This is a genomic window from Dechloromonas denitrificans, assembly GCF_001551835.1.
Lineage (GTDB): Bacteria > Pseudomonadota > Gammaproteobacteria > Burkholderiales > Rhodocyclaceae > Azonexus > Azonexus denitrificans.
In genome coordinates, this window is sequence record NZ_LODL01000013.1 from 190,790 (window position 1) to 207,187 (window position 16,398).

Below are 16,398 nucleotides of genomic sequence, written 5' to 3' on the forward strand. Positions count from 1 at the left end.
GGCGACCGGCGGGGGCATGGCTTATTCCTTTTCGGCGCGCATCGTTGGCCGCTTGCCGATCTTGACCTGCAGTTCGACGATGGTTTTGTCGCGGCGCAGGCGGAAACCGGCGTTGGCATCCGGCTTCAAGGCGGCGATCAGGTCGAGCATGACCTGCGGGTCCTTGACGGCCTTGCCACTGACGGCGAGCAGTACGTCGCCGGGGCGAATGCCGGCCAGATCGGCCGGGCTGCCGCGGACGACGCCGGCGATCAGGGCGCCGTCGGTGTCGGGCAGGCCGAAGGACTCAGCGAGTTCGGCAGTGATTTCCTGGGCTTCAACGCCGATCCAGCCGCGCGTCACGGCGCCGTTCTGGATGATCTGTTCCATGATGCTGCGGGCGCTGGAAACCGGGATTGCGAAGCCGATGCCGTGCGAGCCGCCGGTCCGCGAATAGATGGCGGTGTTGATGCCGACCAGGTTGCCGTTGATGTCGACCAGCGCGCCGCCGGAGTTGCCGGGGTTGATCGCGGCATCGGTCTGGATGAAGTTTTCGAAGGTGTTGATGCCGAGATGCGAGCGGCCGAGGGCCGAGACGATGCCCATGGTCACCGTCTGGCCGACGCCGAAGGGGTTGCCGATGGCGAGCACGACATCGCCGACGCGCAGGCTTTCCGCCTGGCCGAAGGTGACGGCCGGCAGTTTTTCAGCCTTGATCTGCAGGATGGCGAGATCCGATTCCGGGTCGCTACCGATGATCTTGGCTTTGTAGGTGTGGCCATCATTGAGCGAGACCTGGATGTCGTCCGCTGCCTCGATGACGTGGAAATTGGTCAGGATGTAGCCGTTCGGGCTGACGATGACGCCGGAGCCGAGGCCGGAGTTACGTTGCGTCTGGCCTTCCGGGCGGTCGCCGAAAAAGTGGCGGAAAATCGGATCGTCGAACAGCGGGTGGCGCTGCGCCTTGATTTCCTGTGTCGTGTAGATATGGACGACCGAGGGCAGGGCGGCCCGTGCGGCATCGCGGTAGGAGCCAGCCGGGCTGGCCTTGTCGTCATCGGGATTGGCCGGTACTGCGTTGAGGGCGACGACGGCCGGGCGGGCTGGCAGCCATTCCGGTTTCAGCGTCGTCAGCACGAACAGAATCGCAACCGCAACGGTTACCGTTTGTGCAAAAATCAGCCACAACCTCTGCATGAAAGACCGTATCAATGAACCGTGAAGAACTGGTGGAGTATCTGGACCGGCTGCTGGAGCCCGGAAAGTTTCGGGATTATTGCCCAAATGGCCTGCAAGTGGAAGGACGGGCCGAGGTTCGTCGCCTGGTGGCCGGCGTTACGGCGAGCCAGGCGCTGCTCGATGCGGCCGTCGAACGCGGCGCCGATGCCATTCTGGTGCACCACGGCTATTTCTGGAAAGGCGAGGATGGCCGCATCACCGGGATCCGCCGGCAGCGGCTGGGCACCTTGCTGACCCATGATATCAACTTGCTGGCCTACCATTTGCCGCTCGATGCGCATCCCGAGCTCGGCAACAACGCCCAGCTGGCCAGTCGGCTGGGCTGGTTGGCAGAGGGGAATTTCGGCGAGCAGAACATCGCCTGGCTGGGGCGGCAGGCAGTGCCGTGCAGTGCGGCGGAGCTGGCCGGGAAAATCGAGCTGGCGCTGGGCAGGGCGCCGCTGCTGATCGGTGAGCCGAGTCGTCCCGTCAAACGCATCGGTTGGTGTTCCGGTGGCGCTCAGGGCTATTTCGAGCAGGCCATCGCCTTGGGCGTCGATGCCTATGTTTCCGGCGAGATTTCCGAGCAAACGGTGCATCTCGCCCGGGAGAGCGGCGTCGCCTATCTCGCCTGTGGGCATCATGCCAGCGAGCGCTATGGCGTGCAGGCGCTGGCCCGGCACCTGGCCGAGCAATGCGGCCTGGCGTGCGAGTTCGTCGATATCGACAATCCGGTTTAGGCCGGCCGTTGCAGGCTGTAGCCGCTTTCCAGTACACGCATCAGCAAGGCGATTTCCTCGACTACTTCGAGCGGGAAGCCGCTGCGCTGGCCGGCCCGGTTGTCATGGGCAAGCTCGTAAAGGTAGTCCATGCAGTCCTGCTCGCCCCAGCTATTGACGATGCGCCGGGTGATATGGGCGTAGTCCTCCAGTGCCTTGAGGCCGGAAACCGGCGTGCTTGAGTCGTCCCAGGCGGCGACGTGGACATTGAATTTTTCGCGGATTTTGGGGAGCAGCATTTCGAATTCGTTGCGCATGTCGCCACGCCGGTAAAGATCGAGCAGCATGCTCCACGGCTGGATGTTGTCCGGCGAGGCTTCCTCGACGTGCAGGGCCAGCGTTTCGGCGGCACTGCGGATGCGGCCGAAGGACAACATGATCTCAGCCAGTTCGAGTGCCGAGTCCGATTCGTCGAGATCGATGACCGTTTCGGCCGTTTCATACGGCCGGATGGAAATGTCATCGAGCGGGATGTCGACCGCCGGCATCGGGGTGTGGGGCGTCTCGGCAGCGATTGCCGTCCGTATTTCCGGCTTGACCTGTACTTCGGGACGGTAGCCGGATATCGCCAGTGGCATCTCGCTGTCGCGCCTGGGGGCGCGGCGCCGGCTCAGCCAGCCGGCCAGGCCGACCGCTACGCTGCCGCCAGCCAGGGCGCTGAGCAGCAGTTCAAGCCAGTTGCCTGTTGCGGGGCTGGCTGGCGCCGGGGGGGGCGCAACGGCGGCGACCACGGTTGGTTGCTGGGCGCTCAGGGCAAGCTGCAGCCGGTTTTGGACGACCAGCGCCTCGGTCGTCAAGGTCAGTGCTTGGTTCAGCTTGTCGACTTCCTGGTTGAGGCTGTGCAGCGTGGTTTCCAGCTTGAGCATCCGCTCTTCCATGTCGCTCAGGCTGGCGCGCTGCGGGGCGGCTTTGTCACCCGGTTTGAGGTCGGCGGGCGGGGCGCCGAGGACCAGGCGGTCGCCTGCTGTTTCCGGGCTGCGGCGGGAGGGTGCAGCGGGGGCTTCTTTTTTGGGGGCTGGAGCGGGGCGTTCGGCCCTGGCGTAAGTGCGTGTTTGGCGCTGCTCCGCCTCGTCGATATCGGCTGCGGGCGGTGGCGGGCGTCGTTTGGGGGGGGGCAGGCGGATGCTGGTGCCTTCGGCCAGCGCTTCTTTCGTGTCCAGGCCGGGGTTGGCGCGGCGCAGGGTGGCCAGGGTTCGTTGTTGCTGGCCGGCGTCGTCGCCAGCCAGTGCTGCTGCGATGCTTTCCAGTGTCTCGCCTTCGCTGGCGCGCCTGGTGCGTGTTCCGGCCGGCTGAGCGGGGGGGGGCTGGTTGGATGGGGGCGCCGGCAGATCGGCCAGGGAGGGCGGCGCTTCCGGCATCAGCACGTAGTCGCGTTGCAGGTCGACGCCGCAATTGGCGCGCAGGCCGAGCATGAAGATGGGTTCGGTGACCGGCTTGTGACCGGTAATCAGCAGGCGATAACCGTTCTGGTTGCGGATCAGGCGAACGCGCGCCCCGGTGATGACCGGCAGGTCGGTGCCGCCGAGTGTGGCGAGCGTGAAGCAGGCGGTATCGAGCGCTTCACCGCTGGCGGCAAGGACCGGCACTTCGGCGCGGATCGCTTCGCCAATCCGCGAGTGCAGGGTGATTTCGCCAAATCCGATGGCGCTGGCGTAGCCGGAAAAGATCGTAGCTCCCAGCGCACTGAAGCGTATCAAGTTGGAGTTCATACGCCCTCGACTTTTTCAATTTAGCAATTTATGTTGAATTTACTTTAGCATCGGCTTATCCGTCGGACGTGGAAATATTGCACACTTTTGCCTTCGATCAATCCTGCTGGAAAGTGCCCCATGAGCTTCATATTTCCTCCGCCGCAAAACGCCGCATTGCCGGTGGCCGGTACCGAGAGTCGTTTTCCCGTGCGTCGTGTTTTTTGCGTCGGCCGCAACTATGCGGACCACGCGCGCGAGATGGGGGCGATCGATCAGGCCGATGGGCGGGAGCCGCCGTTTTTCTTCATGAAGCCGGGTGATGCCGTGGTCAGCGGTGAGGGTGAGTTGAGCGTGGCTTATCCGCCGCTGACGAAAAATCTGCATCACGAAGTCGAGATGGTGGTCGCCCTCCAGGCGGGCGGGGCGAATCTTGCGGTCGACGCGGCCAAAAGCCTGATTTTCGGCTACGCGGTCGGCCTGGACCTGACCCGGCGCGATATCCAGGGCAGGGCCAAGGAAAAAGGGCAGCCCTGGGATATGGGCAAGGGCTTCGATCAGTCGGCGGTAGCCAGCGTCATTCAGCCGGTGGCCGTTTGCGGCCATCCGGAGCATGGCCGGATCTGGCTGAGCGTGAATGGCGAAATCCGCCAGGACGGCGATCTGTCGGCGATGATGTGGAAGGTGGCGGATATCATCGCCAACCTGTCGACGCTGGTCCGGCTGGAGGCTGGCGACCTGATCTACACCGGCACGCCGGCCGGGGTCGGGCCGATCGTGCCGGGGGATGTGCTGGCGGCCGGCGTCGACGGCGTCGGCAGCCTCCGCCTGCGCATCGTCTGAGGCTTAGTTCGGGCGCTTGTCGATGACGCGCTTCGCCTTGCCGGCGGAGCGTTCGATGCCGCCGACCTCGACGACGTCGATCCGGGCCGAAATGCCGATGTAGGACTTGATGTGGTGCTGCAGGTCGTGCACCACGAACTCCTTCTCGGCGCTGCTGGCGAACTGGAACTCCGGCTTCAGTTCGACATTGACCTTGATCGAGTCGAGGTGGCCGTCGCGCGTCACTTCCAGCATGTAATGCGGCGACAGCTTGGCCTGGCGCAGGATCAGTTCCTCGATCTGGGTCGGGAAGACATTGACGCCGCGAATGATCAGCATGTCGTCCGAACGGCCGGTGATCTTGCCAATCCGTCGCATCGAGCGTGAAGTCGGCGGCAGCAGCCGGGTCAGGTCGCGCGTCCGGTAGCGGATGACCGGCATCGCTTCCTTGCTCAGCGAGGTGAACACCAGTTCGCCCTGGCTGCCTTCGGGCAGCACCGCGCCGGTGTTGGAGTCGATGATTTCCGGATAGAAGTGATCCTCCCAGATCACCGGACCATCCTTGCTCTCGGTGCATTCGTTGGCGACGCCCGGGCCGATCACTTCCGACAGGCCGTAGATGTCGATGGCGTCGATGCCGAAGGCGTTCTCGATCTCGCCGCGCATGGCGTCGGTCCACGGTTCGGCGCCGTGGATGCCGATGCGCAGCGCCGTGCTGCGCGGGTCGATGCCCTGGCGGCGGAATTCGTCGGCGATGTTCAGCATGTAGGACGGTGTGACCATGATGATGTTCGGCTTGAAGTCACAGATCAGCTGGACCTGCTTCTCGGTCTGCCCGCCGGACATCGGGATCACCGTGCAACCGAGCTTCTCGGCGCCGTAATGGGCGCCGAGGCCGCCGGTAAACAGGCCGTAGCCGTAGGCAACATGGACGATGTCGCCGGGCCGGCCGCCCGAGGCGTAAATCGAGCGGGCGATCAGCTCGGCCCAGGTGTCGATGTCCTGCTGCGTGTAGCCGACGACAGTCGGCTTGCCGGTGGTGCCGCTCGAAGCGTGGATGCGGGCGACCTGTTCGCGCGGCACGGCGAACATGCCGTAAGGGTAGTTGTCGCGCAGGTCCTGCTTGCTGGTGAATGGAAATTTCGCCAGATCGGCCAGCTCTCTGAAGTCGTCCGGGTGAATCCCGGCCGCATCGAAGCTGGTCTTGTAGTGCGCCACGTTGTCGTAGGCGTGATGCAAGGTCCATTTCAGACGTTCGACCTGCAACGCGGCGATTTCATCGCGGCTGGCCGATTCGATGGCGTGTAAGCCTTTTTTCATTGTTGTCTCCCTCGTGAGCGGCAAATTCTCGTTCGGCCAAGCGGGCGACCGGTTGAGCCAGATCAATTTGTCATGTTTTTGCCGGTCGACCGCCGGCTTCGCGGCAGGCAAGGGCGCGGCGCAATCCGCGCCATGCGACAATCCCGCCCCATGCTTCTTGCCGCTGCCCGCGGGCTCCTTGCCCATGCCTTCCCGATCCTGATCGCCCAGCTCGCCTCCATCGGCATGATGGTGGTCGATACCGCCGTCCTCGGTCACGTCAGCCCGCTCGATCTGGCGGCGGTGGCGATTGGCGGCGGCATTCATGTCTCCGTGGTTTTCGCTCTGGTCGGCATCCTGCAGGCGGTGGCGCCGGTTGTCGCCCATCTGCATGGCGCCGGGCGCGACGGGGAAGTGGCCGGTGTTCTGCAGCAGGGCTTCTGGCTGGCCCTGTTGCTCAGCATCCCCGGCGTGCTCTTCCTGCTTTACCCGGGGGCGCTGCTCGGCGTGGCCAACATGGATGCCGCGGTCGACGCCAAGGTCCGGCAATATTTGGCGCTGCTCGCCTGGGGGCTGCCGGCGGCGCTCGGCTATCGCACCTTCTACGCCTTTTGCAATGCCCTGGGCAAGCCGCGGGTGTTGATGGGGATCGGCCTCTTCAGCCTCTGTCTGCATGCGCTGCTGGCCTGGGGGCTGGCCTTGCAGGGCTGGCTGGGCGAACCGCTTGGGGTGGTCGGCTGCGCCCTGTCCAATATCGTGATCGGCTGGCTGGCCTGCCTGAGCGGTGGGGCTTATCTCGCTTGCGGCCCGCTCGGCAAGCGTTACCGGCCATTCAGCCAGTGGCAGCGGCCGCATTGGCCAATGTGGCGCGAACTGCTGCGCCTCGGCTTGCCGATGGGCTTGTCCAATCTGGTCGAGATCACTTCGTTTACGCTGGTCAGTCTGTTCGTCGCCTCGCTCGGCGCCACCGTTGTCGCCGGTCACCGGATCGTCGCCAACATCTCGGCCCTGACTTACATGCTGCCCTTGTCGCTGGCCATTGCGACGATGGCGGCGCTCGGCCAGGCGGTTGGCGGGCGCGACTGGCCGCGCGCCCATGCCACGGTGCGCGCTGGCTTGCTGCTCGCCGCCGGCTTGTCGACGCTGGCCGGCCTGCTGCTCTGGCTGGCCGCCGAACCGCTGGTCGCCGCCTATACCGATGACCCGGCGGTGCGGGCGGTGGCGGTCGGCCTGGTCATCTACGTCGCCATCTACCAGTTTTTCGATGCCTTGCAGACGGTGGCCGGCCATGCCTTGCGCGCCTACCGGGTGACGTTTGCGCCGATGCTGGTCCAGACTTTCTGTTTTTGGGGCATCGGTTTGCTGGGCGGTGCCTGGCTTTGTTATCGCTGGTCGCCGCCGCTTGGCGTGGCCGGATTCTGGCTGGCCGCGGTGGCCGGTCTGATCCTGGCTGCCGCGATGTTGCTGCCGCTGCTGCACAAGGCCATGCAGGGCGTCGAATCGGTTCCATAATTATGAATTTTGGTCTGCAATAATTTTTTCCGTATGTGGTAAGATTTTGGGCTCAAGACGGTATAACCGGGTGGGGTCAGGGGATGTTTCGGCCACCGCTCATTGCTCGCAACTCAACTAAACGCAAGGAAAGCGCATGAAAATTCACGAATATCAGGGCAAACAACTCCTGAAGAAATTCGGCGTTACGGTTCCGCGCGGGATTCACTGCACGACCGTCGATGACGCGGTCAAGGCAGCCGAAACCCTGGGCGGCAAGGTCTGGGTCGTCAAGGCCCAGATTCACGCCGGTGGCCGTGGCAAGGGCGGCGGCGTCAAGGTCGCAACCTCCCTGGAAAAAGTGCGCGAATACGCCAGCCAGATCCTCGGCATGCAGCTGATCACGCACCAGACCGGTCCGGAAGGCCAGAAGGTCCGCCACCTGCTGATCGAAGAAGGTGCTGACATCCAGCACGAGTACTACGTTGCAGCGCTGACCGATCGCGCCACGCAGTCCGTTGCCATCATGGCCTCCTACGAAGGCGGCATGGACATCGAGGAAGTTGCCCACAAGACCCCGGAAAAGATCGTCAAGGTCTTCGTTAACCCGCTGGTCGGCCTGACCGACGAGCAGGGCATGACCCTGGCCAAGGGCATGGGCATGAACGAAGCCTCGATTCCGCAGTGCATCGACACGCTGAAGAAGCTCTACACCTGCTACATGGAAACGGATGCTTCGCTGGCCGAAATCAATCCGCTGATCCACGAAACCGACGGCACCGTCAAGGCGATCGACGCCAAGTTCAACTTCGACTCCAACGCCCTGTACCGTCAGGAAGAAATTGTCGCCATGCGCGACCTGGACGAAGAAGACGCTGACGAAATTGAAGCTTCCAAGTTCGATCTGGCTTACATCTCCCTCGACGGCAACATCGGCTGTCTGGTGAACGGTGCCGGTCTGGCCATGGCCACGATGGACACCATCAAGCTGTTCGGCGCCGAGCCGGCCAACTTCCTCGACGTCGGCGGCGGCGCGACGACCGAGAAGGTCACCGAAGCATTCAAGATCATGCTCAAGAACCCGAAGGTCAAGGGCATCCTGGTCAACATCTTCGGCGGCATCATGAAGTGCGACACCATCGCTACCGGCGTCGTTGCCGCAGCGAAGGAAACCCATCTGTCCGTGCCGCTCGTCGTGCGCATGAAGGGTACCAACGAAGACATGGGCAAGCAGATCCTCAAGGATTCCGGTCTGCCGATCATCTCTGCCGATTCCATGGCCGAAGCCGCCACCAAGATCGTTGCTGCGGTCAAGTAAGGAGCTATTGAATGTCCATTTTCATCAATAAAGACACCCGAATCATCACCCAGGGCATCACCGGCAAGACCGGTCAGTTCCACACGGAAAAGTGCCAGGAATACGCCAACGGCAAGGAATGCTTCGTTGCCGGCGTGAACCCGAAGAAGGCCGGCGAGTCCATCTTCAACATCCCCATCTACGCCTCCGTCAAGGAAGCCGCGGCCGAAACCGGCGCCACCGTTTCCGTCATCTACGTGCCGCCCCCGGGTGCTGCTGCCGCGATCTGGGAAGCCGTTGAAGCCGACCTCGATCTGGCCATCTGTATCACCGAAGGCATTCCTGTGCGCGACATGCTGATCCTGCGCAACAAGATGAAGGAAAAGGAAGCCAAGGGCGGCAAGAAGACCCTGCTGCTCGGCCCGAACTGCCCCGGCCTGATCACCCCGGACGAAGTGAAGATCGGCATCATGCCGGGTCACATCCACCGCAAGGGTCGCATCGGCGTCGTTTCCCGCTCCGGCACCCTGACTTACGAAGCCGTTGGCCAGCTGACCGAAATCGGTCTCGGCCAGTCGTCTGCCGTCGGTATCGGTGGTGACCCGATCAACGGTCTGAAGCACATCGACGTCATGAAGGCCTTCAACGACGATCCGGATACCGACGCCGTCATCATGATCGGCGAAATCGGTGGTCCGGACGAAGCCGAAGCCGCCATGTGGTGCAAGGAAAACATGAAGAAGCCGATCGTCGGCTTCATCGCCGGTGTTACCGCCCCGGCCGGCAAGCGCATGGGTCACGCCGGTGCGTTGATCTCCGGCGGTGCCGACACTGCCGATGCCAAGCTTGCCATCATGGAAGAGTGCGGCTTCAAGGTAACGCGCAATCCGTCCGAAATGGCCAAGCTGCTCAAGGCCATGCTGTAAAATTCGAGCCTAGCTCAACCAAAAAGGCGGGCCGTGGGTCCGCCTTTTTTTCGTCTGCAGGTTTATGGAACTCGACTTTTTTTCTACCGCTTTCTGGATCGCCGTCGGCCAGATCATCCTGATCGATATCGTGCTCTCCGGCGACAACGCCGTGGTCATTGCACTGGCCTGCCGCAACCTGTCGCCGGAACAGCGGCGCACGGGCATCTTCTGGGGGGTCGCCGGGGCGGTCAGCCTGCGTGTGGTGCTGACGGTTTTTGCCGCGCTGGTCATGGACCTGCCCTGGCTGAAACTGGTCGGCGGCCTGCTGCTGGTGTGGATTGCCGTCAAGCTGATGCTGCCCGAGGATGAGGAGGGGCACGACATCAAGTCCTCGGCCCACCTGTGGGGCGCCGTCAAGACCATCGTCGTCGCCGATTTCGTGATGAGCCTCGATAACGTGATTGCCGTGGCCGGCGCGGCGCATGGCAGCCTGGCGCTGCTGTTGTTCGGTTTGGCCGTCAGCATTCCGCTGATCGTCTGGTCGAGCCAGTTGATCCTGCACTGGATGGAGCGTTTTCCGTCTATCGTACTGTTCGGTGCGGCCTTGCTCGGTTATGTCGCGGGGCAGATGGTGTTTACCGACCCCGGGGTACTCGGCGTGCTGCCGCCCTTGCCGGCCTGGTCGGCGAAGGTGGCCGGCGCCGTCGGGGCGCTGGTCGTGGTGGCGGTTGGCCGCTGGCTGGAGCAGCGGATCCTGGCCCGCCAGGATGTGACAATCGTCTAAGGAGTAAGCATGGCCCTGTTTCTTTCGGAAAATGACGTAAAACAGCTGTTGACCGTAGGAATGGCCATGGAGGCCGTCGAATCTGCGCATCGCGACCTGGCGCTCGGCCAGGCGCAGGACACGCCGCGGGCGCGGAGCCGTCTGCCGCAGACGGCGCTGCACATCCTGCAGGGCGCCTTGCCGGCCCAGGGCGTGCTCGGTTATAAGGCCTATACCAGCAACCGCAGCGGCAACCGTTTTCTGGTGCACCTGTTCGACGCGGCCAGCGGCCGTCTGCGGGCGATGATCGAGGCCGACTATCTGGGCATGATCCGCACTGGCGCGGCGAGCGGGGTGGCGGCCAAATGGCTGGCCCGGCCCGAGGCCAAGGTGGCCGGGGTGTTCGGTGCCGGCTGGCAGGCCGAGGGGCATGTCCGCGCCATCTGCGAGGCACTACCGCTGGAGTGCGTCAAGGTGTTCGCGCGCCAGGCCGACAAACTGGCTGCGTTCTGCCAGCGGCTAAGCGAACAGACCGGCGTCCGCGTCGTGGCGGCGGCGAGCGCCGAAGCGGCCGTCCGTGACAGCGATCTGCTCGGCACGGTGACGACTGCCGCGCAGCCGCTGTTCGACGCCGAATGGTTGAGCCCCGGGACGCACATCAATGCCGCCGGCTCGAATGCGCTGATTCGCCAGGAATTGTCGGAAGCGACGCTGCGCCGTTGCGGCCTGATCGCGGTCGATACCGTCGCCACGGCACTGGCCGAGGCTGGCGATCTGTTGCCGCTGCTCGAAAAGGGGCGCCTGCAACCGCGCCAGATGGTCGAACTGGGCGAGGTGATCATCGGTTGCCATCCGGGGCGGGGCTCGGCCGAGCAAATTACCGTGTTTGAGTCGCAGGGCCTGGCCATCCAGGACCTTGCCGTCGCCTTGCGCGTGCTGGCGGCGGCCGAAGCGGCCGGCCTGGGGATGGAAATCCCGTTGCAATGAAGTTTGACCGGGGCTCGGGCTCGGCGTAAGAATATGCCCGGTTCCTATGCTTCAAGGGTGTTGGGCAGCAGCTACGGGGATGGAAGGGAAAAAGGGGATGGCAAAAGCCGCATTCTGGCGGTCGGAATGGTTTCTCGGCGGGCTGCTGACGCTGCTCTTGCTGCTGGCCGGGGCGAGCGATCTGCTGCACAGCCTTGAGCGCAAGGCCTACGACATCGGGGTGCAGGCGGTCAGCCGCACGCCCAGCGAACGCATCGCAATTATTGCCATCGATGAACCGAGCTTGGCCAATCTAGGCCGCTGGCCGTGGTCGCGTGACCTGCATGCCCGCCTGATCGACCGCCTGGCCAGTGCGCCGGCCAAGGTGATCGCCAGCACTGTGTTCTTCTCCGAGGCACAGCTCGACCCGGGCTATCGCTACATCAGCCGCCTGATCGACATCGTCAACCAGGCGGCCGCCGAAGGCGTGGCTCAGACGCCGGAAACCGCCCGGATCGCTGCCCTGCTCAGCGAGGCGGAAACGACCCTGAATACCGACCGCCAACTGGCCGGGAGCCTGGCTCGGGCGGGCAACGTCATCCTGCCTTTCCTCTTTGAACTGGGTGAGGCGCGCGGTCGCCCGGACGGTGCGCTGGCCGATTTTGTCGTCAAGAATCGCTTGCCGCAGGTCGCCGAGGCCAACGGCGAGGCAGCTAGCGCCGTGCAGGTGCAACTGCCGATCGAAATGCTGGGTGGTCAGGCCTTGGCACTCGGGCATTTGAATGCGCGACCGGATGCCGATGGCGCGATCCGCAGTGAACCGCTGGTCATTCGTTATTTCGACCAGTTCTACCCGGCCCTGTCCCTGATGGTGGCGGCGCGCAGCCTGAATCTCGGGCCAGCCGACATCCGGGTCACCCTCGGCCAGGAGGTCCGCCTCGGCAAGCTGCGCATACCGACCAATCGACGCACGGAGATGAATACCTTCTTCTACCGGGATGCCGCCGGTCGACCGGCGTTTTCGGTCGATTCTTTCGACGATGTCCTTTCCGGCAAGATTCCGGCCAGCAAATATGCCGGCAAGATCGTGCTGGTCGGGGCGACGGCGGCCGGCCTGGGGGCGGCGCAGGTGACGCCGATCTCGCTCGCGATGCCACCGGTGCTGACCCTGGCGCATTCGGTGTCAAGCATCCTGCAGGAAGATTTTTTCGTGACCCCGCGCTGGGGCAACTGGGTCAGCCTGGGCGCCATGCTGCTGGTCGGCCTTTATCTGATGTTCGTCTTGCCGCGTCTGACGGCGGGCGTTGGCGCGCTGTTCACCCTGCTCGTGCTGGTCGCCTTGGTCGGCAGCCATTTCGGGCTGATGCTCGGAGCCGGGATCTGGATCCCGCTGATGGGGGCGAGCAGCCTGCTGCTGATCGGCCATCTGCTGCTGACAACCCGGCACTTTCTGCTGACCGAGCGCGGCAAGGAAAAGTCCGATCTCGAGTCGGCCGAATCCAACCGCATGCTGGGGCTGGCTTTCCAGGGGCAGGGCATGCTCGACCTGGCTTTCGACAAGTTTCGCCGCTGCCCGCTCGATGAGGCGCTGCTCGACAGCCTCTACAGCCTGGCCCTGGATTACGAACGCAAGCGCCAGTTCAACAAGGCGGAAGCGGTATTGCGCTACATGGCCGATTTCAATCCCAAGTTCCGCGATCTGCCCGAGCGCCTGGCCCGCCTCAAGCAGATGTCGGATAACGTGCTGTTGGCTGGATCACGCGGACAAACGGCGAGCGGCGCCGTGCTGTTGGGCGACGCGCAGGTCGAGAAGCCGATGTTGGGGCGTTACCAGCTGGAAAAAGAACTGGGCAAGGGGGCGATGGGCGTGGTCTATCTCGGGCGCGATCCGAAGATCAACCGGGTAGTCGCGATCAAGACCATGGCGCTGGCCCAGGAGTTCGATGCCGACGAGCTGGTCGAGGTCAAGCAGCGCTTCTTCCGCGAGGCGGAGACGGCCGGCCGCCTCAATCATCCGAACATCGTCACCATGTACGACGCCGGCGAGGAACGCGACCTGGCCTATATCGCCATGGAATTCCTGAAGGGGGGCGATCTGGTGCCGCAGACCAAGCCGGGTGCCTTGCTGCCGCTGCCGAACGTTTTGTCGATCATGGCCCGGGTGGCCGATGCGCTGGATTACGCGCACCGCAACAATGTCGTCCATCGCGACATCAAGCCGGCCAACATCATGTACGAGCCGGCCTCGGATCAGGTCAAAGTGACCGATTTTGGCATTGCCCGCATTACCGACTCGTCGAAAACGCGGACCGGCATGGTACTCGGGACGCCTTCCTACATGTCGCCGGAACAACTGGCCGGCAAGAAAATCGACGGTCGTTCCGACCTTTTTTCGCTCGGCGTCACGCTTTACCAGATGTGCTGCGGTCAACTGCCGTTTATCGGCGAATCCCTGGCCCAGTTGATGTTCCGGATTGCCAACGAGGCGCCGGCCGATATCGCCGCCCTTAACCCGCAACTGCCGGCCGCGGTTGTGGCTGTGATCGAGCGCGCCTTGCAGAAGAATGTCGAGCTGCGCTATCAGCAAGGCGGCCAAATGGCCGCCGATTTGCGCGCTTGCCTGACCGGCCTGGCAGCGACGGAGGCGGAGCAATGAAAAAGCTGGCCAATGCCCTCGAGATGGTGACGGCGACCGACCCGGGCCTGGTGCGCGGCCAGAACGAGGATGCGGTGTTTGCCGATGCCGGCCTGGGGCTGGCCATTCTGGCCGACGGCATGGGCGGCTATAACGCTGGCGAAGTGGCGAGTGTCATGGCGACGACGCTGCTGGCGGCGAATTTCGCCCAGTTCATGGCAGCCTCGCCGATGCGCGACGCCGAGTCGATGCGGGCCGAGGTCATGCACCAGCGCCTGCTCGCCGAGATATCGGCGGTCAATACGGCCATTTTTCAGGCCGCCGAAAGCCAGCCGCGCTATGCCGGCATGGGGACGACGCTGGTTGTCGCCTGCTTTTATGATAATCGTATGAGTGTCGCCCATCTCGGGGATTCGCGCCTCTACCGGCTGCGGGGCGGCTATTTCGAGCAGTTGACCAAGGACCATTCCCTCTTACAGGAACAGCTTGATAGTGGCATGATTAGCCCTGAAGAAGCTCGCCACTCCCTGAACAAGAACCTTGTCACGCGGGCACTGGGTGTCGACGCGGTGGTCGAAACGGAGATTCACGACTACGACGTCCAGCTCGATGACATTTTTCTGCTCTGCTCGGATGGCCTCAGTGACATGCTGGACGACACCGAGATTGCGCTGGCCGTGCAAACCCTGGGCGACAATCTGGCGCTGGCGGCAGAGCATCTGGTGCATATGGCGAATGACAATGGCGGGCGGGATAATATTTCGGTGATTCTGGTGAGGGTGCGCGGTGATTACACGGTATCCCGGGGCTGGTGGCAAAAGCTGCTGGCCCGGCTCAAGTGAGATGAGGCAGGCAATATGGCAAAAATGATCCTTTCGATGGATGGGCTGGTGCTCAAGGAAATTCAGCTGACCAAGGAGCGCCTGACCATCGGCCGAAAGCCGCACAACGATATCCAGATCGATAACCTGGCTATTTCCGGCGAGCATGCGGTGATCGTCACCATCCTCAACGACTCTTTCCTTGAGGACATGAACAGCACCAACGGTACCCTGGTCAACGGGCAGCCGATCAAGAAGCATTTCCTGCGCAACAACGATGTCGTCGAACTGGGCAAATACCGGCTCAAGTACATGGCCGAATTGCAGGTCGGGGCCGGCACTCCCAGCGAATACGAGAAATCGTCGGCCATCCGTTCCAGCGCCATCCGGCCGCAGGACTTGCAACTCGTCGAGCATGGTACGCGCAGCAACGTGGCGCCCGCCGCTGCGCCGGCGCCGAGCGCTATGCCGGCCGCGGCGGTGCAGTTGCTGAACGGTGCCAATGCCGGCAAGGAACTCGACCTGACCAAGACGCTGACCACGCTCGGCAAGCCAGGCCTGCAGGTGGCGGTGATCGCCAAGCGACCGCACGGTTATTTCATCACCCACGTCGAAGGTTTGCAGTTCCCCATCGTCAACGGCCAGGCGCTGGATGCCCAGGCCTATCGTCTGAAAGACCATGACGTGATCGAGATTGCCGGGATCAAGATGGAGTTCTTCCTGAGGTCCTGAGCTTTCAGTCCCCCCGCCAAAAAAACAGCCGATCCCTTTCTTCTCGGCATCATTTCTCTGATTCTGCTGCCGCTATCGCGCCGAGGAGTGGGGCCTGCTGAACTCCAGATATACAATCTGCAATAATGCTCGCCGAGTTGCCGGTTGTACGTCGAACGCCTGGCTGGCTGGCAGGGTCAGTCAGGCGGATGAGCAATGGTGCGCGGTAACCACTTTTCAGACGAAATAGGCATGAAACTCAGAGTCCTTGGTTGTAGTGGCGGTATCGGTGGCCGACACCTGCGGACCACCTCCTTCCTGGTCGATCACGACATCCTGATCGATGCCGGCACCGGGGTGGCCGACCTGTCGATCGCCGAACTGGCGGCCATCGACCATGTCTTCCTGACCCATGCCCACCTCGACCATATCGCCTCGCTGCCCCTGATGGTCGATACCGTCGCCGACCGGCGCCGCCAGCCGCTGACGGTGTATGGCACCGCGGCGGTGCTGGCCAGCTTGCAGCGCCATATCTTCAACTGGTCGATCTGGCCGGATTTCACGGAAATTCCCGACCGCGAGCAGCCCCTGATGCGCTATCAGCCGCTTGCCGTGCAGCAGACGGTCGACCTCGATGGGCGGCGCATTACCGCGCTGCCGGCCGATCATACGGTGCCGGCCGCCGGCTATTGCCTCGATTCGGGAGCCGGTAGCCTGGTTTTCTCCGGCGATACCGGGCCGTGCGCCGACTTCTGGGCGGCGGTGAACGGTATTCCGAATCTGCGGCACCTGATCATCGAGTGTGCTTTCTCCAACGGCGAAGCAGCCTTGGCCACCGCTTCCAAGCATTTCTACCCGCACTTGCTGGCGGCGGAACTGCAGAAGCTGCTGTGGCCATGCGAGATCCACGTCACGCACCTGAAGCCGGGCAAGATCGAATTGACCATGGAAGAGATTGAAAGCAGCCTCGGCGACTTCAAGCCGCACATGCTGCAAAACAACCAGATTCTCGATTTTTGAG

At 63.3% G+C, this 16,398-nt stretch carries 14 protein-coding genes; 11 read left to right on the top strand and 3 right to left on the bottom strand.

Features of this window, described 5'->3' with window-relative positions:
• Positions 1 to 21: 21 nt before the first annotated feature.
• Positions 22 to 1,176, bottom strand: coding sequence for a Do family serine endopeptidase (locus AT959_RS07160; protein WP_066882091.1), 1,155 nt, complete (start codon positions 1,174 to 1,176; stop codon positions 22 to 24).
• A gap of 14 nt (positions 1,177 to 1,190) precedes the next feature.
• Between AT959_RS07160 and AT959_RS07165 the strand changes: the two genes are divergently transcribed.
• Positions 1,191 to 1,937 carry a Nif3-like dinuclear metal center hexameric protein gene (locus AT959_RS07165; protein ID WP_066882093.1) on the top strand — a complete coding sequence of 249 codons (747 nt, stop codon included), beginning with the start codon at positions 1,191 to 1,193 and terminating at the stop codon, positions 1,935 to 1,937.
• Here AT959_RS07165 and AT959_RS07170 read toward each other — a convergent pair.
• On the bottom strand, positions 1,934 to 3,685 hold the full coding sequence (locus tag AT959_RS07170; protein ID WP_066882095.1) for a type IV pilus assembly protein FimV: 1,752 nt from the start codon (positions 3,683 to 3,685) through the stop codon (positions 1,934 to 1,936). The genes AT959_RS07165 and AT959_RS07170 overlap by 4 nt on opposite strands.
• 120 nt (positions 3,686 to 3,805) lie before the next feature.
• Here AT959_RS07170 and AT959_RS07175 point away from each other — a divergent pair, with 120 nt between their 5' ends.
• Entirely contained in the window at positions 3,806 to 4,507 is a 702-nt protein-coding gene (locus AT959_RS07175) for a fumarylacetoacetate hydrolase family protein (RefSeq protein ID WP_066882097.1), read from the top strand.
• A 3-nt stretch (positions 4,508 to 4,510) separates the two neighbouring features.
• Here AT959_RS07175 and paaK read toward each other — a convergent pair whose 3' ends face one another.
• A complete protein-coding gene (gene paaK / locus AT959_RS07180; protein WP_066882099.1) occupies positions 4,511 to 5,806 on the bottom strand; it encodes a phenylacetate--CoA ligase PaaK in 1,296 nt (431 codons plus the stop codon).
• Between the two features lie 132 nt (positions 5,807 to 5,938).
• On the opposite strand from paaK, the gene AT959_RS07185 reads away from it, so the two are divergent.
• The 9 genes from AT959_RS07185 to AT959_RS07225 all read left to right on the top strand — a co-directional run bounded on the left by AT959_RS07185 (position 5,939) and on the right by AT959_RS07225 (position 16,397).
• Complete coding sequence (locus AT959_RS07185; protein WP_157651239.1) at positions 5,939 to 7,297, top strand: MATE family efflux transporter; 1,359 nt, start codon at positions 5,939 to 5,941, stop codon at positions 7,295 to 7,297.
• 136 nt (positions 7,298 to 7,433) lie between these two features.
• Positions 7,434 to 8,594, top strand: coding sequence for an ADP-forming succinate--CoA ligase subunit beta (sucC, locus tag AT959_RS07190; protein WP_066882101.1), 1,161 nt, complete (start codon positions 7,434 to 7,436; stop codon positions 8,592 to 8,594).
• Positions 8,595 to 8,605: 11 nt separating this feature from the next.
• Positions 8,606 to 9,499 (top strand): succinate--CoA ligase subunit alpha, encoded by an 894-nt coding sequence (gene sucD, locus AT959_RS07195; protein ID WP_066882103.1) that lies wholly within the window; start codon positions 8,606 to 8,608, stop codon positions 9,497 to 9,499.
• A gap of 64 nt (positions 9,500 to 9,563) precedes the next feature.
• On the top strand, positions 9,564 to 10,265 hold the full coding sequence (locus AT959_RS07200) for a TerC family protein (RefSeq protein ID WP_066882106.1): 702 nt from the start codon (positions 9,564 to 9,566) through the stop codon (positions 10,263 to 10,265).
• Positions 10,266 to 10,274: 9 nt separating this feature from the next.
• Positions 10,275 to 11,231 (top strand): ornithine cyclodeaminase family protein, encoded by a 957-nt coding sequence (locus AT959_RS07205; protein ID WP_066882108.1) that lies wholly within the window; start codon positions 10,275 to 10,277, stop codon positions 11,229 to 11,231.
• A gap of 97 nt (positions 11,232 to 11,328) precedes the next feature.
• Positions 11,329 to 13,866, top strand: a complete 2,538-nt coding sequence (locus AT959_RS07210) for a CHASE2 domain-containing serine/threonine-protein kinase (protein ID WP_066882110.1) — start codon at positions 11,329 to 11,331, stop codon at positions 13,864 to 13,866.
• On the top strand, positions 13,863 to 14,687 hold the full coding sequence (locus tag AT959_RS07215; protein WP_205629852.1) for a Stp1/IreP family PP2C-type Ser/Thr phosphatase: 825 nt from the start codon (positions 13,863 to 13,865) through the stop codon (positions 14,685 to 14,687). The genes AT959_RS07210 and AT959_RS07215 overlap by 4 nt, the downstream gene beginning before the upstream one ends.
• Before the next feature lie 15 nt (positions 14,688 to 14,702).
• Positions 14,703 to 15,398, top strand: a complete 696-nt coding sequence (locus AT959_RS07220) for an FHA domain-containing protein (RefSeq protein WP_066882112.1) — start codon at positions 14,703 to 14,705, stop codon at positions 15,396 to 15,398.
• A gap of 231 nt (positions 15,399 to 15,629) precedes the next feature.
• On the top strand, positions 15,630 to 16,397 hold the full coding sequence (locus AT959_RS07225) for a 3',5'-cyclic-nucleotide phosphodiesterase (RefSeq protein ID WP_066882114.1): 768 nt from the start codon (positions 15,630 to 15,632) through the stop codon (positions 16,395 to 16,397).
• Position 16,398 lies beyond the last annotated feature (1 nt).